The 19708-nt window shown below is 55.3% G+C and carries 18 protein-coding genes and 1 pseudogene; 8 read left to right on the top strand and 11 right to left on the bottom strand.

Annotated features, from left to right (window positions below; genetic code table 11):
* Nucleotides 1–11 precede the first annotated feature (11 nt).
* Nucleotides 12–818, top strand: coding sequence for an enoyl-CoA hydratase/isomerase family protein (locus tag ACIPZ8_RS23905; protein WP_400728424.1), 807 nt, complete (start codon nucleotides 12–14; stop codon nucleotides 816–818).
* A gap of 61 nt (nucleotides 819–879) precedes the next feature.
* Nucleotides 880–2100 carry a CaiB/BaiF CoA transferase family protein gene (locus ACIPZ8_RS23900; protein ID WP_400728421.1) on the top strand — a complete coding sequence of 407 codons (1221 nt, stop codon included), beginning with the start codon at nucleotides 880–882 and terminating at the stop codon, nucleotides 2098–2100.
* Nucleotides 2101–2130: 30 nt separating this feature from the next.
* On the opposite strand, the gene gcvA is transcribed toward ACIPZ8_RS23900, so the two are convergent.
* Complete coding sequence (gene gcvA, locus ACIPZ8_RS23895) at nucleotides 2131–3039, bottom strand: transcriptional regulator GcvA (RefSeq protein WP_400728418.1); 909 nt, start codon at nucleotides 3037–3039, stop codon at nucleotides 2131–2133.
* Between the two features lie 136 nt (nucleotides 3040–3175).
* The gene (locus ACIPZ8_RS23890) at nucleotides 3176–4609 is read right to left on the bottom strand and encodes an aldehyde dehydrogenase family protein (RefSeq protein WP_400728415.1); all 1434 of its coding nucleotides are present in this window, start codon (nucleotides 4607–4609) and stop codon (nucleotides 3176–3178) included.
* Between the two features lie 300 nt (nucleotides 4610–4909).
* Between ACIPZ8_RS23890 and ACIPZ8_RS23885 the strand changes: the two genes are divergently transcribed.
* Both ACIPZ8_RS23885 and ACIPZ8_RS23880 read left to right on the top strand, forming a co-directional pair.
* Nucleotides 4910–6250: an MFS transporter gene (locus tag ACIPZ8_RS23885; RefSeq protein WP_400728412.1), complete on the top strand. Its 1341-nt coding sequence runs from the start codon at nucleotides 4910–4912 to the stop codon at nucleotides 6248–6250.
* Between the two features lie 286 nt (nucleotides 6251–6536).
* Entirely contained in the window at nucleotides 6537–8246 is a 1710-nt protein-coding gene (locus ACIPZ8_RS23880) for an ABC transporter ATP-binding protein (RefSeq protein WP_400728409.1), read from the top strand.
* A gap of 7 nt (nucleotides 8247–8253) precedes the next feature.
* Here ACIPZ8_RS23880 and ACIPZ8_RS23875 read toward each other — a convergent pair whose 3' ends face one another.
* Both ACIPZ8_RS23875 and ACIPZ8_RS23870 read right to left on the bottom strand, forming a co-directional pair.
* Nucleotides 8254–9177, bottom strand: coding sequence for a LysR family transcriptional regulator (locus tag ACIPZ8_RS23875; protein ID WP_400728406.1), 924 nt, complete (start codon nucleotides 9175–9177; stop codon nucleotides 8254–8256).
* A gap of 131 nt (nucleotides 9178–9308) precedes the next feature.
* Complete coding sequence (locus ACIPZ8_RS23870) at nucleotides 9309–10208, bottom strand: LysR family transcriptional regulator (protein ID WP_400728404.1); 900 nt, start codon at nucleotides 10206–10208, stop codon at nucleotides 9309–9311.
* Nucleotides 10209–10339: 131 nt separating this feature from the next.
* Here ACIPZ8_RS23870 and ACIPZ8_RS23865 point away from each other — a divergent pair, with 131 nt between their 5' ends.
* Nucleotides 10340–11170 (top strand): oxidoreductase, encoded by an 831-nt coding sequence (locus ACIPZ8_RS23865; protein ID WP_400728402.1) that lies wholly within the window; start codon nucleotides 10340–10342, stop codon nucleotides 11168–11170.
* Nucleotides 11171–11202: 32 nt separating this feature from the next.
* Nucleotides 11203–11487, top strand: a complete 285-nt coding sequence (locus tag ACIPZ8_RS23860) for a DUF2790 domain-containing protein (protein ID WP_283725612.1) — start codon at nucleotides 11203–11205, stop codon at nucleotides 11485–11487.
* Between the two features lie 314 nt (nucleotides 11488–11801).
* On the opposite strand, the gene ACIPZ8_RS23855 is transcribed toward ACIPZ8_RS23860, so the two are convergent.
* A complete protein-coding gene (locus tag ACIPZ8_RS23855) occupies nucleotides 11802–12179 on the bottom strand; it encodes a hypothetical protein (RefSeq protein ID WP_400728399.1) in 378 nt (125 codons plus the stop codon).
* Nucleotides 12180–12279: 100 nt separating this feature from the next.
* Nucleotides 12280–13248 (bottom strand): toll/interleukin-1 receptor domain-containing protein, encoded by a 969-nt coding sequence (locus ACIPZ8_RS23850; protein ID WP_400728505.1) that lies wholly within the window; start codon nucleotides 13246–13248, stop codon nucleotides 12280–12282.
* 345 nt (nucleotides 13249–13593) lie between these two features.
* On the opposite strand from ACIPZ8_RS23850, the gene ACIPZ8_RS23845 reads away from it, so the two are divergent.
* The gene (locus ACIPZ8_RS23845; protein ID WP_400728396.1) at nucleotides 13594–14424 is read left to right on the top strand and encodes an oxidoreductase; all 831 of its coding nucleotides are present in this window, start codon (nucleotides 13594–13596) and stop codon (nucleotides 14422–14424) included.
* 163 nt (nucleotides 14425–14587) lie between these two features.
* Nucleotides 14588–15622, top strand: a complete 1035-nt coding sequence (locus tag ACIPZ8_RS23840) for a phenylacetaldoxime dehydratase family protein (RefSeq protein ID WP_400728393.1) — start codon at nucleotides 14588–14590, stop codon at nucleotides 15620–15622.
* A gap of 60 nt (nucleotides 15623–15682) precedes the next feature.
* On the opposite strand, the pseudogene ACIPZ8_RS23835 reads toward ACIPZ8_RS23840, so the two are convergent.
* From ACIPZ8_RS23835 to metC, 5 genes and pseudogenes are all read right to left on the bottom strand, one after another.
* Nucleotides 15683–15967, bottom strand: a pseudogene (locus ACIPZ8_RS23835) (alcohol dehydrogenase); the annotation flags it as partial.
* A 130-nt stretch (nucleotides 15968–16097) separates the two neighbouring features.
* The gene (locus ACIPZ8_RS23830; protein ID WP_400728390.1) at nucleotides 16098–16856 is read right to left on the bottom strand and encodes an amino acid ABC transporter ATP-binding protein; all 759 of its coding nucleotides are present in this window, start codon (nucleotides 16854–16856) and stop codon (nucleotides 16098–16100) included.
* Nucleotides 16853–17503: an amino acid ABC transporter permease gene (locus tag ACIPZ8_RS23825; RefSeq protein ID WP_400728387.1), complete on the bottom strand. Its 651-nt coding sequence runs from the start codon at nucleotides 17501–17503 to the stop codon at nucleotides 16853–16855. The genes ACIPZ8_RS23830 and ACIPZ8_RS23825 overlap by 4 nt, the downstream gene beginning before the upstream one ends.
* Before the next feature lie 3 nt (nucleotides 17504–17506).
* Nucleotides 17507–18328, bottom strand: a complete 822-nt coding sequence (locus ACIPZ8_RS23820) for a transporter substrate-binding domain-containing protein (protein ID WP_283724211.1) — start codon at nucleotides 18326–18328, stop codon at nucleotides 17507–17509.
* Nucleotides 18329–18436: 108 nt separating this feature from the next.
* The gene (metC, locus tag ACIPZ8_RS23815) at nucleotides 18437–19603 is read right to left on the bottom strand and encodes a cystathionine beta-lyase (RefSeq protein ID WP_400728384.1); all 1167 of its coding nucleotides are present in this window, start codon (nucleotides 19601–19603) and stop codon (nucleotides 18437–18439) included.
* Between the last annotated feature and the right edge of the window lie 105 nt (nucleotides 19604–19708).

Below are 19708 nucleotides of genomic sequence, written 5' to 3'. Positions count from 1 at the left end.
AGGAGGTTTCCATGCCTGTAACTTTGGAACTGCATGGTGCGGTAGCGAAAATTACGCTGGATCGCCCCGAAGCGTTGAACGCACTGAACCTGGACGCCTTGCGCGAACTGCGTGCGCACCTGGCAGAGGTGCGCGACCGCCGCGAAATTCGAACTGCGATTATCACCGGCAGCGGTGACCGGGCTTTCTGCGTCGGTGCTGATCTGAAGAGCACACGCGAATCGTCAGCGTCGTACGCCGAAGCCCTGTTTTTGGAGAACGAGGCAGCGGCCGATGCTGGCCTCTACATCCGGCTGATGGATCTGACTGACCTCGATCTCCGAAAGCCACTGATCGCTGCCGTAAACGGCCATTGCCTCGGTGGTGGGTTGGAGCTGGCATTGCAATGCAGCCTGCGTATTGCATCGGGCAACGCCAGTTTCGGCTTGCCTGAAGCGGTAGTTGGCTCCATACCGGCAGTTTCCGGGTTGCATCGCTTGCTGCGGGCTGTCCCTTCGGCCCATGCGATGCAGATGGCGCTGACTGGACAGCGTATTGATGCCGTTCACGCGTCGATGATTGGCCTCGTGTCGGAAGTTGTCAGTACCCAGCAAGAACTTGCAGAGCGTGCTTTCGCTCTGGCTGAACGCATTGCAGCCGCAGCACCGTTGGCGATACAGGCGCTGCAATCGCTGTCGACCCAGACCGCTCACCTGTCTGACCGCGACGCTCAGCGATTGACCGAGTTGTATTGGGGAGTATTGCGTGATACCGAGGATCGGCTTGAAGGTCGCGCAGCATTTGCCGAGAAACGCTCACCGCAGTATCTGGGCCGTTAGGTTTTGGAGGGCATCATGACAATAAAAAATCCCTGCACCTTCAACCCGGGAGGGCGATGCTATGTTGCGTGACGCTTTGAAGGGGCTGACCGTTCTGGACTTCACTCAGATCGCCGCCGGGCCGACCTGCACCATGTTGCTGGCGGATATGGGGGCGCAGGTGATTAAGATTGAGCCACCAGAAGGTGAGTTGGGCCGTACTCTCGGCCCAGCTTGGGTCGGCGAATCCAGTGCGCTGTACCATGGCTTTAATCGTGGGAAATTGGGTGTTTGCCTAGATCTCAAACACCCGGAAAGCCTGGCTATCGTCATGCGCATGGTGGCCGAAGCCGACGTGCTGATCGAAAGCATGCGTCCAGGTGTGATGGCTCGTTTGGGATTGGGCTATGAGGCAGTAGCTGAGGTGAACCCAAAGCTAATTTACTGCTCTATCTCTGCCTATGGACAGCATGGCCCGTACGCCGAGCGCGCGGGTGTGGATGGCATTCTTCAGGCAGACTCTGGATTGATGAGTTTGATCGGTTTGCCAAACTCGCCACCGTGCAAAGTGCAGGCGCCGATCGTTGACGTGGTCACCGGCTACATGGCGAGCATGTCAATTCTTGCCAAGTTGCAGGCGCGCCATGCCACTGGATTGGGAGGGCATCTGGACGTCAGCCTGATGAACAGTGCCTTGGCATTGCAGCAGTCCTCAATCACCAGCTTCCTCCGGGATGAGCAGTTGCCTAAGCCGATTGGCAGTGCAGCACCGTATGCGGCACCTAACGAAGCCTTCCGCACGTCGGATGGATGGATCATGGTAGCAGCGTACAACGGCAATCGATGGGAGCGCCTGTGCACTGTACTTGGGCGCGAGGAGTGGATAAATGATCCGCGGTTCGAGAGTTCCAACAACCGGGTCAAGAACCGGGCGCTAATGCAGTCATCACTAGATTCGGTCTTCGTTACCCGCTCAACAGCCGACTGGCTCGAAGCATTGCGCGAGGCCGATATCCTCTGTGCGAAAGTCGCCGACTATAGTGATCTGCTCAAGCATCCGCAATTGGCTGAAAACGGCATGCTGGCCAGTGTTGAACACCCCCGTTTTGGTACGCTGCGTACTGTGGGTTTCCCGGTCAACAGTGCGGCCGCAGCAGCCGAGCCGTATCGGCCAGCACCCGACCTGGGGGAGCACTCCCGCGAAGTATTGAGAGGGTTTGCGTTCGACGAAGAAGAAATAGACCGGCTGCTGAAGGGCGGTGCAATACGTCAAACCGAAGAGGCTAAGCCCTTCGGTGAGTAATAGTTGAATCCCGGCCCAGGCCGGGATTTTTTATTCTGTGGAACGGGTAATGCGCGCCTGCTCCAGAATCCATTGGCGGAAGATCGTCATATCTTCGCGCTCTGGGCGGTGCTTGGGGGTAAGCAAATAGTAGGTGTACGCCCCACGATCGACGGTTTGCTCGAATGGACGAATCAGCGTACCTTCACGAAGTTCTTTTCCCACCAAAAACAACTGGGCCATCGCAATACCTTGGCCGCCGATAGCAGCTGCATAGACCATCGACGAGCTCTGGTAGATCATGCCGGCGCTTGCATCGACCTGGCCAATGACGCCTGTTGCCTCCAGCCAGTAGGCCCAGTCGTCAGGACGGGCAATGGAGTGCAGCATCGTGTATTCAGCGACGTCTGCTGGAGATTTCAGTCCAGGCTCGGTATTGAGGAGGGCAGGGCTGCATACTGGCGCAAGTAGGTTGTCACTGAGCGTATAGCTGTTGCAGTTGGGCCAGTCACCAGCGCCGAGGCGTATGGCTGCATCCAAGTCTTCCTTTTGAAAATCCACCGGATCCAATGAGGCTGTCAGCAACACTTCAATCTTGGGATTTTCTTGATGAAAGCTGGCTAGGCGCGGGATGAGCCATTGCATTGCGAAGGTGGTGTAGGCACGCACCTTGATCTGACGGCGTTTGGCCGGTCGCTTCAAGTGACGTGTTGCACTGCGCAACTCTTCAATGAAGCGTGCCACCGCATTGAAATACTGTTCTCCAGCGGGGGTCAGGCTGACCTGCCGATGACCTCGGGTAAACAGCGGCTGCTCCATGAAATCTTCCAGCGTACGGATCTGTCGCGAAACTGCACCAGGGGTGACGTTGAGCTCGTCGGCAGCCAGAGTAATACTCAAGTGACGCGCTACTGCTTCGAAGGCGCGGACAGCATTGAGCGGAGGCAGTTTGTCCTTCATGGGGATCTTCTTGTAAGGCATAGATGACCTTATTTTTAGCATGACAAAAGCTCAAGCGAAACACTTTGTCAAACGACAACACCCCGCCGTGATTCAATCACGGAAGGGTATTGATTTTCGCGGAGGTGGAGAGGCGTCAGAGGCGGATGATGACTGACTTGAGTTGGGTGTAGTGGGACAGGGCATCAATACCCTGCTCGCGCCCATAGCCGCTTTGCTTGAAGCCGCCACAGGGGGTCTGTACGAATCCACCACTGTACTCGTTTACTACGATACGACCAGCGTCCAAGCCTGCAGCAACACGGTGAACACGACCAATGTCGCGACTCCAGATGCCGGCCCCCAGACCGAACTCGCTATCGTTGGCGATGCGCAGGGCGTCTGCTTCATCTTTGAACGGAATGACGCAGACGATTGGCCCAAAAATCTCTTCTCTGGCCAGCGTCATGTCGTTGTGCACGCCGGTGTAAACGGTCGGTTCAATGTACCACCCATTACCCAGGTGTTCGCCGGTTGCAACTTTGCCGCCAATAGCTGGTTTGAGACCTTCACGTTCGGCTACTTCGAAGTAGCTTTGAATTTTCTTGAACTGGGCTTCGGTAGTGATCGGCCCAGAGGTGGAGTCAAAGTCCGGCCCGACATTCAGCGCTGCGACTTCAGCGATAAATTTCTCAACGAACTGATCATGAATGTCTTCCTGCACAAGAAGGCGAGTACCGGCTGCACACCACTGACCGCTGTTCCAGGTGAATGCGCGGGTAGCGCCTTTGGCGGCAGCGGCCAGGTCAGCGTCGTTGAATACAATGTTGGCAGATTTGCCGCCCAGCTCCAGCGTCAGTGGCAGGATGCGCTCTGCAGCAATGCGTCCTAGCTCCTGTCCAGCAGTCAGGCCACCGGTGAAGGAGATCTTCCGCATCAATGGATGGCGCGCCATGACAGGGCCGATGACGCTGCCTTTGCCTACAATGACGTTGAACACGCCTGGTGGTAGACCAGCTTCTTCCACGGCGATACGCGCGAGCTCAACCAGCGACGCAGAGGTGTGCTCAGAAGGCTTGGCAACTACGGTGTTGCCGGTCGCCAGCGCAGGCGCGATGGCGCGGGCGGCCTGATGCAGCGGGGCGTTCCATGGCAGGATCACACCAATGACCCCGAATGGGTCGCGGCGGGTATAGACGTGATAGTTCGGGCCCTGGTTGATAACCTCACCGTCCATGACGTTGACCAGACCTGCGTAGTATTCAAAGTATTGGGCAGTCAGATCCATCAAAGCGGCCATTTCCTGGCCAGGCTTACCAGTTTCGGCACTCTCCAGGGCTCCAATACGGCCGACACTCTGACGCACAATACGCGCCAGCTCGATCAGAATACGACCACGCTCCGAGGGGCGCATATCACGCCATGCAGGTACGGCCTCGTTAGCGTTTTCGATGGCAAACTCAACATCTTGCGGGCCGCTGTTAGCGATTTCGCCCATTTTTTCGCCGCTACGAGGGTCAATCTTGTCCACGAAATGGCCGGTGCAAGGTGGCAGGGTAGCGCCGGCGATGTAACTCTCAACTTTTAACATCGGGTGTCTCCTCAGCCCACGCGACAGGCAGTGTCAGCGGGCCTCTTGTTGTTTGAGCTTTGATGACTGGCAGCAGATTCGACCTTTGTGCACATGTTGTTCAAGGGAATTTTCAGCGGCCTTCGGTTGAGAAAAACTCAGTCACGTGTTCTGCACTAGTGTGCGCTGACCAGTGACATTGACTCCCAAATTGAGTTGATCAAACTTCAATTGAGTGCGGCGTTAAACTCGCTTCACCACGATGGCTAGCGATGCCATCGTTCCCGTCACAACAAGAAATGTGCTCACGGGAGCCAAACCATGACTAACGACAAAGAGGCGGTTCTTGACCGCATGCCTAATATCGAAACTGCTGCGCCAAGCCAAGGTAGGTCGCTCAACAAAACAGAACGTAAAGCCATCGTAGCCGCAACGCTGGGCACAATCGTCGAGTACACCGACTGGGTGATCTATGCGACATTCTCCTCAATTTTAGCTCGACAATTCTTCCCGGCAGGTGACAGCCTTACGGCATTGCTCTCGGTGCTGGCGGTGTTTGCCGTTGGCTTCCTTATGCGCCCGATCGGTGGCGCAGTACTTGGTGTCTTCGCTGACCGTTACGGACGGAAGAAGGGTCTGACCCTGTCCATTCTGTTGATGTCGGTGGCCTCCTTGGTTATCGGTATCTGCCCAAACTATGAAAGCATCGGCATTGCCGCACCAATCATTCTAGTTCTCGCTCGTTTGACCCAAGGCTTCTCGGCCGGCGGCGAGTTTGGTTCAGCCTCGGCTTTCCTGATCGAATCGGCACCTTCTGATCGTCGAGCCTTTGCTGGCTCCTGGCAGTGGTTTGCCATCAACGCCGGTACCCTGGTGTCGTTCCTGCTGGGCTATGTATTGGCTTCGATCGGCAGCGACACCGCGCTGGAAGAGTGGGGCTGGCGTGTAGCGTTTGTGATCGCTGCATTGATGGGGCTGCTGACCCTGTGGATTCGTCTGTCGGTGCGTGAGACCGAAGTGTTCCAGTCGCGCGTGAAAAAGAAGGTGGTCGAGAAGAGCCCCCTGCGTGACATCTTCACTAAACACCGGAAAGACGTATTCCGGGTTATCGGTGTGGCAATGGCCGGCAACTTGTTGAATTACGTATGGATGGTGAGCTACCCGTCACAGGTACATCTGATTACTGGGATGCCAATCCGTGACACTCTGTTGGCAGGCTCCGTAGCGGTTGGTGTATCGCTGCTGCTGATGCCCTTTGCCGGCATGCTTGCCGACCGTATCGGTCGTCGTCCAGTTCTCATCGCTTTTGCGCTTTGCTCTGCTCTTTGGGCTTGGCCAAGCTTCGGGCTGTTGCACCATGGCATCAGCCTGGTTGAAGTGACCATTTTGCAAACGATCTCAATGGTAATCATGACCGGCTTTGGGGCCGCTTCGGCAGTCACTATGGCCGAGCAATTCCCCGCTGAGGTTCGTGTTACCGGGATTGCCTTGCCTTATGCACTTTCTGTCACGCTGTTTGGTGGTACTTCGCCCTACATCATGACGGCAATGACAGGCTCGGGTTACGGACACTTGTTCTGGATCTACCTAGTAGTGGTCAGCCTGATCAGTGCGGTAGTTTACATGCGCATGCCAGAAATGAAGGGGCAGCCGTTGCGATAAACGTATAGGTGCTCCCAAAGGCCGCCCTAATCGGGCGGCCTTTTCGTTTCAGGAGGTAATTGCTCGGATTGATAAGTGGGGCTTCAAAGGGTGAAGGGCTAAGTCACCTTGTTCATTGGAGCTGAGAAATCCACCATACATCCATCACTACTGAGGGTAATAACGCCCGACAACTGCTAGCCCTGGAGACGACCATGCACCTGATCCCACGCTTCGAGTTCTTCCTCATTACGACGCTGCGCAAGATCATCCATGCCGAGAATGGCGTGAAAGTGAAGGTGCTGTAATGAACGAGCATTTCCGTCCCTATCCATACCGCCAGGTGCTTGGTTTTGTGGCCAGCATGTGGATGCGTCGACGCGGGTATTTCTTCTCCGGAATTTTGCTGACGCTTGCTGCGACGGGCTTTGATCTGTTGTTGCCCTGGGCGTCAGCCAAATTGATCGAAAGCGTTGCCCAGAGTGCACATGCAAATGCCGTTTGGCAGAACTGGTTCATGCTTCTCGGTGCCTTCGCAGGATTCACCGTTAGTCGCAACCTTGCTCATCGCTTGTGGATTCCGCTGGCGTCGCGAAATATGCAGGCAGTGCTGTTGCAGAGCTTTGAACATGTGCTGGCGGCTCCAGCTCACTGGCATGCGGTGCAGTCATCCGGTGACACATTGCGCCGCTTGCGCCGGTCAATGTCCGGGTATGACAAGGTCACTGACGCGGTCACGGTGCATCTGGGGCCCGCCCTGATGGTGTTGCTGGGCCTTGTCGTGATGATTGGTTGGCGTGAGCCGTTGGCCGGCGCCTTTGCATTGCTGGTGGCGATTGCCTTCATGGTCAGTAACCTGATCGTGGGCATGCAGTGGATCCGTCCCGCTCACCTCAACGCCAATTTGAATGATGGGCAATTGAGCGGCCTGGCCGCTGACGTGCTGGCAGCTGCGACCACTATCAAGAGCTTCAGGGCAGAGACCCGTGAGCACGCTCGTATGGAGCAGGTTGCCCAAGAATGGGGGCAGGCTTCCTCGAAGGCATGGCGCCGTGTAGTGGACTTGGGCCTGATGCAGAACTTGCTGCTACTTCTGCTGCTCGCTGGGTTGAGTGGAGTGGCGTTGCTTGCTTGGTCAAAGGGGGCTACACGTCCTGGTGACGTAGCGTTCGCAGTGACTTCGTTCCTGCTGATGGCGGGTTATCTGCGCGGCTTTGGTGAGAACCTCCGGACAGCTCAGTCGGGACTGGAGGATGCAGCCGATGCTTTGTTTTTGACAGGGTTGCCGCGGGAGGAGTCCGGTTCCAGCGATTCCTTGCCGAGCGTCGAAAAGCGGCGCGGTGAGGTGATTTTCGAGGGCATCGGATTTACCTACCCGGGCGCAGGTTCAGCCGTACTCGAAAGCTTGAATCTGCACGTACAATCCGGTGAGACCGTGGCCATTGCGGGCGCTAGTGGATCGGGTAAGTCAACCGTATCCAAGTTGCTGCAGCGTTTCTACAACCCCGACAGTGGACAGATCTTGCTGGATGGACGTGACATCTCCACGTTACCGCTGGATTTTCTTCGCCGCACCGTATCCATGGTTGGCCAAGACGCAGTGCTGTTGAGTCGCTCCATTCGTGACAACATCAGTTACTCAAAGCCCAAGGCAAGCATTGAGGAGATTGTGGCCGCGGCGACTGCCGCTTGCGCACATGATTTCATCATGGCGTTACCGGATGGCTATGACACGCATGTAGGCAGCTATGGGGCGTTACTATCTGGCGGTCAGCGTCAACGCATCGCACTGGCTCGGGCATTGCTCGCGGATGCTTCGGTGTTGGTACTTGACGAGGCGACCTCCGCGCTAGACTCACAAACTGAGGCAAGTGTTTTGGCAGGTATTGTGGCCTTCCGTCCTCAGCAAACGCGGATCGTGATCGCCCACCGCCCAGCGGCTATTCTTGCGGCCGATAGGGTGCTCTGGTTGGAGGAGGGCGTAGCGCTCGAAACTGCATCGACTGCGGTCGTCTGAATCTGGTTTAGAGTATGAGCCCCTTCGGTTGCGCTTCTGCATGCTCGCTTCGCAAGAAGTCGATGAAGGCTCGTAACTTGGCAGGGACGCGACGGCGGTCAGGATAGTAGAGATGGAGGGGTGGGATCACTGGGCTCCATTCCTCTAGGATCCGTAACAGCCGCCCTTGTTGGATAAAGGGCTCAATGTACCCATTGATCATGTACGCGATTCCAAGCCCGTCTAGTGCTGAGCGAACCAGTATTTCGGAGTCGTTGAGGATCAACCGGCCCTTTATTTGCAGATCAATTTTCTCCTGGCCGTTGTCGAACTCCCAGCGCTCGATCTGCCCGCTGCTGGAATGGCGGAAGCTGATGCAGTCATGCTGCAACAAGTCGCGTGGATGGTCTGGTTGGCCAAACTGCGTGATGTACTCGGGGGAAGCAATTATTTGCGCCTTGAGGGGAGGGCCGATAGCCAAGGCGACCATGTCTTTTTCGACCGCGTTACCGAAGCGGATGCCGGCATCAAATCCCTGTCCGACAATGTCCACCAAGTGATTTTCGGCACGGATCTCCAGATTGATCTCGGGGTAAGCGGCCATGAACCGGCGCAAGATCGGTTGCAGGACAATCAAATAGGCGGCACGCGGTAAATTGACCCGTAGTAGCCCTGCAGGATGATTGGCCTCGCGGCCGAGTTCCTGTGAGGCATTCGACAGTTGCTCAAGCGCCGGCTGTACCCTCTCCAGGTAGCGTTCTCCTATTTCTGTCAGGCAAACGCTACGGGTTGTGCGATTGAACAGCACCAACCCTAGACGTTGCTCCAGCACCCGGATGCTTTGGCTGACCGCTGAAGGTGAAATGCCAAGTTTCACTGCAGCATTGGAAAACCCTTTTTCCTCCGCCACCGCCATGAAGGTTACCAATCCATCCAGGTGATCCTGACGCATGGTTATTCTCCGCCACGATGGGTGTGATGTAACTGAAGCTGTAGCACCTACTGAATGGGCTTGTACAGGACGATTCTGGTACATTCGTACCGAAAGGTTTCCATAGTAATCCCAGATTATGCGTAACGCGTTTACACTTTTGGGCGAGCCGCACGGGCAAACTCGATGAATGCCTTGAGTGGCGCTGGTACATGGCGACGGCTGGGGTAGTAAAGGTGCAGGCCAGGATAAAAGGGGCACCAGTCCGGCAACACTTGAATCAATCGCCCGTCGGCCACATGCTCGCTGACCATTTCTTCGAAAACATAGGCTAGACCAATCCCTTGTAGTGCAGGGCCCACCATCAGACTCACATCACCCAGGGTCAATGGGCCGCTGACTTCAATTTCCTGGGCGATCCCTCCGCGCTCGAATTCCCATCGGTACAGTGAACCACTGGGGAAGCGATGCCGAATACAAGGTAAACCGTGTAGATCCTCTGGTTTCTGCGGAATCGCATAACGCTCGAAGAAAGCCGGCGTGCCTACGACCACCGAGCGCATGTTTGGGCCTATTGGCAGTGACACCATGTCGGCTTCCAGGCGGTTGCCAAACCGAACACCGGCGTCAAAGCCTCCCGCCACTACGTCCACCAACGCATCGTTTTCGACCACCTCCAATCTGATGTCCGGATATTCCTGCAGGTACTGGCTGACAATCGGTAGCAGCACGAGTTCGCATGCCTGGCGACCAGCAGTGATGCGCAAGTTGCCTGAGGGTTTGTCTCGAAAATTATTGAGGTCTTCGAGTGCATCATCAATGTCCCGAAAAGCCGGTTTCAAGCGTGTGTAGAGTCGCTCCCCCGCTTCTGTCAGGGCGACACTTCGAGTGGTTCGGTTGAATAAACGTACGCCTAGGCGGTTTTCCAGGGCGCGCAGAGAGTGACTTAGGGCTGAAGGAGACAGACCCAGTTCGACCGCTGCACGGCTGAAATTCAGGTGCTGCGCGATGGATAGGAATATCGTCAGGTCAGCAGTGCTAGGAGCCTTCATTTATGAATGCCTTTCACTAAGTCATGCAAAATAAATGGGATTATCACATAAGTACCACGACTTTAAAGTGGCATCAACTCATCGAGAAGGCCCGGCAATAACGCTCGGGTCGCTGACAGGAGGAGTTGAAAATGCGTACTTGGTTCATTACTGGAGCTTCCCGTGGTTTTGGCACCCTCATCGCAGAGCACGCCCTGCGTGCCGGCGACGCTGTGATTGCTACCGCCCGCAAACCACAAGACATTACCGAACGCCTGGGTACCCACCCGAACCTGCTGACTGTACGCCTAGACGTGACCAGCGAAGAAGAATCGCATCAGGCTGTCGCGGAAGGCATCAAGCGTTTTGGCCGTATCGATGTCGTCATCAACAATGCCGGTTTCGGTGTACTGGGTGCGGTGGAAGAAACCAGCGCCAGCGAAACCGAGCGACTGTTCGCTACCAACGTGTTCGGTGTCCTGAACGTAACCCGCGCTGTCCTGCCGCACATGCGTCGCCAGCGCAGTGGCCACATCGTCAACATCTCTTCGATCGGCGGCTACCAGGCTTACATGGGCTGGGGTGTATACGGCTCCACCAAGTTCGCAGTGGAAGGGATCACCGAAGCGCTGCACCAGGAGCTGGCGCCGCTGGGCATCCACGCGACGGTCGTAGCCCCGGGCTTCTTCCGCACTGACTTCCTGGACGAGCAGTCGCTGATCAAGACCGCCCTGGAACTGCCGGACTACGACGACACCGTCGGTAAGATGCGCCAGTTCGCCGAGGCGGCTAACCATGCACAACCCGGTGACCCCGTAAAGTTCGCCGAAGCCATCCTGGCTCTGGTGAATGCACCGAAACCGCCACAGCGTCTGGCGCTGGGCAGCGATACCGTCGCGCGTATCGGCGAGAAGCATAGCTTCGTTGAAGCGGAACTCAGCGAGTGGAAAGATCTGGCGCTCTCTACTGACTTCAAAGACTAAGGCGAACGCTACAAACTTGGAGAAAATGAACTATGAAAAGTGCTCTGATTTCACTGCTGGGTGTTGGGGGGGCACTGCTGGGTGTACTTATGGTGTCTTCGGCGTTAGCTGCGCAATTAAATTCAACGGCCACAACAGCAACTACATTTACTGATTATCACTATGAGCAACGCTTGGATATTGCTCGGGTACTGTCGCACACTGAAGTTCCACCTGTGTGTTATGTCGTACCGGTGGAAATGACCTATGAAGACTCACAGGGAAATCAGCACACGATTCGCTACCACGCTATGGGCACTGGCTGCCTCAGCGGTTGATCTCCACACGCTTACGAAGACCGGGCTAGCCCGGTCTTTGCGCTGGTAGGTACTCTGAGTGGCCCACGTTGCTGCGCGGCGTTGAACGGGCGTAAACGTCTGGCAGTAAGCAAGGATGGTTACTACGTATCGTTCCGTGCCAAAAATGGTCGTTGAGCGTCCGAAGCCTACAGCCTCGACAATTTTGGCATGTAAGCCTCCTTTTTGACCTCTAAACTGAAATGTTTTACGAGTCAAAAATGAGGCTTACAAAATTTGAGCCCCCTGTCGGCCGGATTGAATGATCCTGCTGCGAAGCTCTGCATTTATGCGAGTTAGGTAGTCTGCCGGCAAGAGACAAACGGTCTGACATCTCTGTCGTCTACTGCCTGAAGCACGAAGTACTGCCCATTCGCCTTCAGCGCGTGGATGATGCGACATTGGACATAGGCGGTGCTGTATGAGGTGCTGGGGCCTTGGATGTTGAGCACCAATTCTCCTCCGTAGCTGCTCACGTACCTCAAGTCTTTCAAGGCTCCCGCCGTTTCACCATTGGCCTCTGCGATTTCGATTATCAAATTCCGTAAGGTCGATTGATCTGTGTCTGCCACTTCAGCGGAAAACCTGGCCTGCCGCTGACTTTGAAAACCTCCTCCACGACTGGCTGAGCCCAGACGGTTGAATGTGATATGAGCGAGCAGGACTACTTCCATGGTCTGAGCCTTCTGTGTAGGTCTTACTTCTAGGTAGCAGGGGGCATTTTATGCAACGCACGGTGCGCCGTGTTCTGGCTTGTTCATATCCGGCAATGACTCACCGATTGCGTTGTAACGGTTCGATGAGAAGGCTCCAAAGCGTCTCCGCACCGCCTTCTTGGGAAAGTTTCTGGTCTTGTCGAGTGTGGAACGCCATGCCAAAACTTTTGAGGTACAAGGATTGGTCGTCTGTATCTACTGTGAGTGCCTCGTTGTACGAGCCCCCGCCAAACGAATCGCCATGGCTGTAATAGATACCGGCGCCTAGCTGGCCACCGGTGAACAGAGTCGCCTTGGCAACGATGTTGCCGTCCTTGTAAATGCTCGCAGCAAAGCGATTGGCATCTATACGACGAAATGCGCCTTCGTACCCTGGGTTGCGCGACTGGAGCTCCAGCAATGAGTTCTCGAAATAGCGGGCAATGTACTCGAAGCTATCGAACAGAAAGCGGTCTCTGTCAAGCTGGGTGAAGCTCTTGGCCATCCGAAGGTTGCTTGAGCGAGGGCCAGCTGGGGGCATGGGAGCGGGCGCTGAACTGCTATCGAAATTGGTACGCTCAGATCGAGGTAGTGTGCTCGGTTGGCTGCGGCTGCATCGATCGGCGGCCTTCCGCACTTCCTTCGCGACTTGCAAGAATGCTTCGTCTCGATCCGGCCAAAGTGTCACTGGCTTACCATCTTGAGGAGTGCCAAGCAGCTTGCCAAACGGTGCGTAGTGCCAATCGCATGGGCGAAGAATCACAGGTATGACGATCGCTTCCCCTGCAGCATGGCGCTCCATCGCTCGGGCCAGCTCGATGTTGTAGCAGTAATCGGAAGCGATGAAGTCAGGGCTCACCAGCAACAGGATGATTTCGTCGCTGTTGATGTGATCATCAATTGCCGCATCGATGACTTGGCCCGCACCGATTCTGCGATCGTGCCATGTGTCAATGACGCCCTGGCGTTTGAGCATGGAAAGCTGTTTTTCGAGCTGATCGCGCAGGGCCTCGTCTGCATGGCAGTAAGAGAAAAACACGTTAGGCAAAATGGTTACTCCCTCTCTGGTAGGTGCTGCTTTGATCATATGATCTGCTCACCGTAGAAGTACAGGTCGCAGGATCGTAGCTCGCACTCGATGACCAGATCGAAGAGAGCTAAATCACGGGTTTCCCCGCGCTGTGAATAGCTTTCCACGTGCGTTCGCATTGTCGTGGTGAAATGATGCATATATGAAAGCATCAAAGGAAGGGAACAGCTATTTATGAGCACGGCTCACTAAGTCTTGCTAAATCCATGGGATTATCACATGGATGATTCCCCTTTAAAGTCGCATCAACTCATCGAGAAGGCCCGACAATAACGCTCGGGTCGCTGACAGGAGGAGTTGAAAATGCGTACTTGGTTCATTACTGGAGCTTCCCGTGGTTTTGGCACCCTCATCGCAGAGCACGCCCTGCGTGCCGGCGACGCTGTGATTGCTACCGCCCGCAAACCACAAGACATTACCGAACGCCTGGGTACCCACCCGAACCTGCTGACTGTACGCCTAGACGTGACCAGCGAAGAAGAATCGCATCAGGCTGTCGCGGAAGGCATCAAGCGTTTTGGCCGTATCGATGTCGTCATCAACAATGCCGGTTTCGGTGTACTGGGTGCGGTGGAAGAAACCAGCGCCAGCGAAACCGAGCGACTGTTCGCTACCAACGTGTTCGGTGTCCTGAACGTAACCCGCGCTGTCCTGCCGCACATGCGTCGCCAGCGCAGTGGCCACATCGTCAACATCTCTTCGATCGGCGGCTACCAGGCTTACATGGGCTGGGGTGTATACGGCTCCACCAAGTTCGCAGTGGAAGGGATCACCGAAGCGCTGCACCAGGAGCTGGCGCCGCTGGGCATCCACGCGACGGTCGTAGCCCCGGGCTTCTTCCGCACTGACTTCCTGGACGAACAGTCGCTGATCAAGACCGCTCTGGAGCTGTCGGACTACGACGAAACCGTCGGCAAGATGCGTCAATTCGCCGAAGCGGCCAACCATGCACAACCGGGTGATCCGGTGAAGTTTGCCGAAGCCATCCTGGCCCTGGTGAACGCTCCGAAGCCGCCACAGCGGTTGGCGCTGGGCAGCGACACCGTGGCGCGCATCGGTGAGAAGCACAGCTTTGTCGAGGCAGAGCTGAGCGAGTGGAAAGAGCTGGCACTTTCTACCGACTTCGCGGTGTAAGTCGACCACAAGCGTAAATAAGACACAGAAACCGGGCTTGCCCGGTTTTTGTGTTTCTGGAGGGCGGAATGTCTTGAGGTAACCGCTTACTAAATAGGGAACTGGAAAGGGAAGCTATAGTGAAAGGATCCAGCCCCGTCTTTACGCCTGTTGGAGACGCATCATGGAATCGGCAATCCCTCCGTATCTGCGTACTGAGCGCACCCAACCTTCCACCATGCCTCCCAGTCATGTTCCTCCATTTCCCGCCTGGGCAGCACGATTTGATCCGCTGGTGGGGCAAGTGGTCATGGCTTACTTCGGCGTGCAATCAACAGCTGAGCTCAGCATTGAAGATTTGAAGCCGATCACCCATCGCTTCGTGTCTTCCAGTGGCCCGAAACACTGGGATCTAGCGCATTGTAAAGACGCAGCAGGCTTCCATAACCTCATCGCCATTGCCTACTGGTCAGAACCTGCTGACTTCCTGAGGTGGCGCCAGCAGAGTGGTTTCGATGTTTGGTGGAACGACCCACAACGCGCTGGGGAGACGGTGGGATGGTTCATTGAAATAGTAAGCCCTACCGCGGATCGCTTTGAAACCCTCCAGGCATCTCTCGGCGCACCAGAAGGAGTCGCCCACCTGGCCGAGTCTTTAAGTGACACCGTCCAGGAGCATGGATATTGGGGCAGCGTTCGGGATCGGTTTGCACTTGCTCAGACTGATCCGCTTAGAGGCACTAAGCCTGAAGCAAATCCCAGCCAACAAGGCTCGCCACGTACCCACCTGTCAGGTAGGCAAAATCTTTGTTTGATCCGCTCTGGCCAAGATTGGGGGGCTACTCGTGATAAAGAACGAAACTTGTATCTACACGACATTCAGCCTGTACTGGAGGAGGGCATGACCTACCTTCGTGATCAAGGCGGGCCACTCGGCTGCCTTTCATGCCGTTTCATGAGGGTACTGGACACCACTACCGGCGAACCGCTGGAAAAAAGTTTTGGGCTCGCGCATTTCGATGAGCTGGCGAATTTAGAGGCTTGGGCTAAGACCCATCCGACGCATCTGGCCATTTTCGGTGGATTCATGCGCTATGTGCGAGCGTTAGATTTCCAGGTGGCGCTGCGACTCTACCATGAGGTTTCTGTAATCCCGGCCGACTCTCAATGCTTTGAGTACATCAATTGCCATCCAGGCAGCGGATTGTTGGGCTCGTGAAATCGGCAGGACACCCGCTAGGCCATGCACAACAAACAATCATGGCCGAGCGGTGGTGAGTCAATTGTTGGCATCCAGCACGACCCGGTACCGTGCCTTACCGCTTCGCAGGTGATCGATTGCCTCATTAACTCTGTTCATGAGGAAATATTCAACCTGCGGAACGATCTCATGGCGATCACAAAACTCCAGCATGGTTGCCGTGGTACTTGGCGACCCGGCCGGAGAGGCAGACAAGATCTTTTGTTGGGGGATCAAGTCGAACACATGCACCGGAATAGCAATGGGAACGATGCCAACGAAGCTCAGACGGCCCTTGGCACGAAGTGTGCCAATCATCGCCGATGACGAACACGTGTAGTGGCTCGCCGCCGTGGAGAAGCATAAAGCCAACATCGAAACCTGACGCTTGAGTCGGAGGGGGAAATGAGCCTACCGACTCGAGCGCCAGTCCCGTGCATCAGATCATTGTGGCTTAGTAACGCCTCAAGAACTGTTGGACTCGCTCCCCGCTATCAACCCCGAAAAAGTCGCTTGCGTAGGCATTTTTCACGATGTTGCCACCCTCCATGAAAATCACACGATCCGCTACCTCCTGGGCGAAGCGCATTTCGTGGGTTACCACCAGCATTGTCATTCCCGCATCAGCAAGATTTCGCATGACTAGAAGCACCTCATCTCGCAACTCAGGGTCGAGAGCGGACGTAGGCTCGTCAAAGAAGATCACCTCAGGATCCATGGACAAGCCCCGGGCTATGGCCACACGTTGCTTTTGACCACCAGATAGCCGGGCAGGGTAGAAGTCTGCTTTAGCAGCCAGGCCAACCTGTTCCAGTAAATCCATTCCTTTTTTTACTGCTTCCTGCTTTGGGACTTTCTTGACGCTGACAAGTCCTTCGATAACGTTCTCAAGGGCCGTGAGGTGTGGAAAGAGATTGAAGGACTGAAACACCATGGCTGTCTTCTGGCGCAGCTGAGCAAGTTCATGCTTGTCTGCGCGACTCATTCGTTTCCCGGCAATCAGGTCAATCCGATGCCCGCAAATCTCCAGAATCCCGCTATCGGGCTGTTCCAGAAAATTCAGTGAGCGCAACAGCGTGGTTTTCCCTGAGCCTGATGGCCCCAGAATAACCACTACCTCGCCAGCCTCTACTCTCAAGTCCACCTTGTTCAGAACAACATTGTCACCGAAGGACTTGGAGACGGCAGTGACCTTTATTTTAGCGTTGCTCATCGGTAGCGCCTCGTCATACGCCCTTCAAGATAGGTTTGAATTAACGTCAGAATCTGGTTGATGAGCCAGTAGACCAGACCAATCATCAGGAACATTTCCATGTAGCGGAACGTCGACGCACCTACCTGTTCTGCTACACGGGTCATCTCAACAACAGTGATGGTTGACGCGAGTGAAGTGTCTTTGATCAGGGCAATCAAGCGGCTTCCTACGGGTGGCAGCGCAATGCGGGTGGCCTGGGGAAAGATGATTCGACGAAGACACGTCCAGTAACCCATCCCCATAGCCTGCGAAGCCTCCCACTGACCAGGATCCACGGCATTGATACCTGAGCGAAAGTTCTCGCTCAGGTAAGCGGCGGAGAACAATGTCAGTGCCAGCAGGGCCGAAGGGATCGGCGTCATCGTAATGCCATAGTGAGGCAGGCCGAAGTAGATCAACAGAAGCTGAACCAGCAACGGTGTCCCACGGAAAATCGACACATACATGAACGCAACTGACCGCAAGATTGCGAGGTTGGAGTTGCGCATAAGCGCAATGCATATACCGAGCAAACTGCCCAATACAAAAGCGCCCAACCCTAGTCCAAGCGTGACCAGTACAGCTTGCTGAAGCAGTGGCCAAGCGCGCAGGAATAATTCCAGCATCAATCACTCCTCAGCCAGGGCTTTCTTGATACCCGAGAGCATTTGGTAGTCCGCACCAACGTAATGTTTGGAGTAGGCCTCCACGGTGCCATCGGCAATCATTTCACTAATCGCCTTGTTGACCGCTGTTTTCAGACTCTCGCTGCCCTTGCGCATTGCCGCGGCAGACACCTGGTAGGTGAGGGGGGCACCTACTGCCTTCAACGGCAGCTTGTTGACCACACGGTAGTTTTCACCGCTGAACCACGACGCGATCACCACGTCGACGCGACCGTTGGCCAGGTCATTGAACACCAGCCCGCCGTTGTCATAAGTGCGAATAACCGACTGGGTAAGATTCTTATGAGACCACGACTCATTACTGGAGCCCGCCGTAACCCCCACTGACTTACCGGCCAGATCTGCTCGCTCATGGATATCGGTGTTCTTGGCGAGAAGGAAAATCCGAAACTCTTCCACGCCGTATGGATCGGAGAAATCGACTTGCAGTGCCCGCTCTTTAGTGGGAGTGAGATCGTTCATCACCAAGTCGTACTTGTCAGCTTTGAGGCCTTCTACGAAGTTTTTGTAGGTATCGGCAATGAAAACGACTTTTGGGACACCGATACGCTTGGCCACTTCCTTCGCCATGGCCACGTCGTAACCTGACGGTTTGTTTTCCGCGTCGATGAAGCTCCAGGGGGGACTGGTCTGTGTGTTGGCAATACGAATCTCGCCAGCCTCCTTGATACGCTGCAGAGAGTCATCCGCGCTTGCGGAATTGACGCCCAGGGTTGCCAATGCGAGCAAAGAAATTGCAAATCGAATGCCGGTGATTGTTTTCATAATCCATCCTTAATTTATTAATCACCGCCCCGAGATTGGGCGGCGAAAGGCGGCAGCACTTCGAAGGAAAAGGGCGGCGAAATCTTGCGCTCACCTACCCCGTGGGTGTTACACGATTGCGTGCTCAAGACGGGCTTGTTCGTAGCACTTCAGTGCATTGTCGAGATCGCCGATCAGCACCTCTGGGTCTTCAAGACCTATGGAAACCCGAACGATTGGCTGGTTGGTAGGCGGGTATTGGCGCGCCTGCTGCTGACTGGCAGGGTAGTAAGCAACTAGACTGTGCGTCCCTCCCCAGCTTGCGCCTATTGGGAAATGCCGGAGCGCATTGAAGAAAGCACTGAAGGCTGCCTCACGAGCTGGCTGGAGAATGAACGAGAACAGGCAGCCATTGCCTTCAAACTGTTTCTTCCATAGCGCAAACCCAGCATTGGACTCCAGTGCGGGGAACATCACCTCGCCAACCATGGGGTGGGCATCCAGCCAGCGGGCAACTTTTAACGTGTTTTTGCTCTGCTCCTTCATCCGTACCTGAAGCGTGTCCATTCCTCGCATGACCAGAAAACAATCATCGGGGCTGACCGCCTGGCCCAGAATACTTTGAGTCTCACGTAAGCACTCGTAGTACGACGTGTTGAGCATGCTGATACTGCCCATGAGCACATCCGAGTGACCGCCAAATACTTTGGTGACCGCTTCAACCGATAGGTCAATACCATGCTCAAGGGGGCGGAAATACAGCGGGCTTGCCCAAGTATTGTCCATCATGGTCATGACACCATGACGTTTGGCGACCGCCGCAATACCGACGATGTCCTGCATTTCCATCGTGATTGTGCCTGGCGCCTCCAGACAGATCATCTTTGTGCTTGGTTTAATCAAGCGCTCAATATTGGAGTCGATAGTGGGAGGGTAGAACTCCACCTCTACACCTAAATTCGCCAGCCAGTTTCGAGCGAAGGTTTTCAAGGCACCATAGCAAGCATCTGAGATCAAGATGTGATCACCGCTACGCACGAACCCCATCACGGCAGTGATAAGGGCAGACGCACCAGATGGAGTGACCACGCAGTGACTGGCGCCTTCCAGTTGCGCAATCCTGTGCTCCAGGCTCCGTGCTGTTGGTGTGCCGGTAATACCGTAGCTGTAGCCATCAGGCTGACGAGATTTGCGCGCGACGAAATCTTCGAAGGTATCAAAAACTACAGTCGAACCGCGCCATACAGCAGGTGACAAGCTGGCAAAGGGGTTGTCCGCGTGATCGGTGAATCTCATTGTGAAGGTGCCCCCAGAGGCGGTTGGTTATGGGCTGATTCTAGGGGTATGAAAATCTTGCGAGCAAGACGGTGAATTATTTACTCTATAAGTTCAGGTTATAGC

Origin of the sequence: Pseudomonas sp. NPDC089422, from assembly GCF_044749405.1 — a bacterium.
GTDB lineage: Bacteria > Pseudomonadota > Gammaproteobacteria > Pseudomonadales > Pseudomonadaceae > Aquipseudomonas.
Note: the sequence above shows the minus strand (reverse complement) of the source record. Positions and strands in the feature narration are given on the sequence as shown.

Coding starts and splice junctions, on each gene's coding strand:
- ACIPZ8_RS23905 (WP_400728424.1), top strand. CDS start 12: ATGCCTGTAACTTTGGAACTGCATGGTGCGGTAGCGAAAATTACGCTG.
- ACIPZ8_RS23900 (WP_400728421.1), top strand. CDS start 880: ATGTTGCGTGACGCTTTGAAGGGGCTGACCGTTCTGGACTTCACTCAG.
- gcvA (WP_400728418.1), bottom strand. CDS start 3,039: ATGAAGGACAAACTGCCTCCGCTCAATGCTGTCCGCGCCTTCGAAGCA.
- ACIPZ8_RS23890 (WP_400728415.1), bottom strand. CDS start 4,609: ATGTTAAAAGTTGAGAGTTACATCGCCGGCGCTACCCTGCCACCTTGC.
- ACIPZ8_RS23885 (WP_400728412.1), top strand. CDS start 4,910: ATGACTAACGACAAAGAGGCGGTTCTTGACCGCATGCCTAATATCGAA.
- ACIPZ8_RS23880 (WP_400728409.1), top strand. CDS start 6,537: ATGAACGAGCATTTCCGTCCCTATCCATACCGCCAGGTGCTTGGTTTT.
- ACIPZ8_RS23875 (WP_400728406.1), bottom strand. CDS start 9,177: ATGCGTCAGGATCACCTGGATGGATTGGTAACCTTCATGGCGGTGGCG.
- ACIPZ8_RS23870 (WP_400728404.1), bottom strand. CDS start 10,208: ATGAAGGCTCCTAGCACTGCTGACCTGACGATATTCCTATCCATCGCG.
- ACIPZ8_RS23865 (WP_400728402.1), top strand. CDS start 10,340: ATGCGTACTTGGTTCATTACTGGAGCTTCCCGTGGTTTTGGCACCCTC.
- ACIPZ8_RS23860 (WP_283725612.1), top strand. CDS start 11,203: ATGAAAAGTGCTCTGATTTCACTGCTGGGTGTTGGGGGGGCACTGCTG.
- ACIPZ8_RS23855 (WP_400728399.1), bottom strand. CDS start 12,179: ATGGAAGTAGTCCTGCTCGCTCATATCACATTCAACCGTCTGGGCTCA.
- ACIPZ8_RS23845 (WP_400728396.1), top strand. CDS start 13,594: ATGCGTACTTGGTTCATTACTGGAGCTTCCCGTGGTTTTGGCACCCTC.
- ACIPZ8_RS23840 (WP_400728393.1), top strand. CDS start 14,588: ATGGAATCGGCAATCCCTCCGTATCTGCGTACTGAGCGCACCCAACCT.
- ACIPZ8_RS23830 (WP_400728390.1), bottom strand. CDS start 16,856: ATGAGCAACGCTAAAATAAAGGTCACTGCCGTCTCCAAGTCCTTCGGT.
- ACIPZ8_RS23825 (WP_400728387.1), bottom strand. CDS start 17,503: ATGCTGGAATTATTCCTGCGCGCTTGGCCACTGCTTCAGCAAGCTGTA.
- ACIPZ8_RS23820 (WP_283724211.1), bottom strand. CDS start 18,328: ATGAAAACAATCACCGGCATTCGATTTGCAATTTCTTTGCTCGCATTG.
- metC (WP_400728384.1), bottom strand. CDS start 19,603: ATGAGATTCACCGATCACGCGGACAACCCCTTTGCCAGCTTGTCACCT.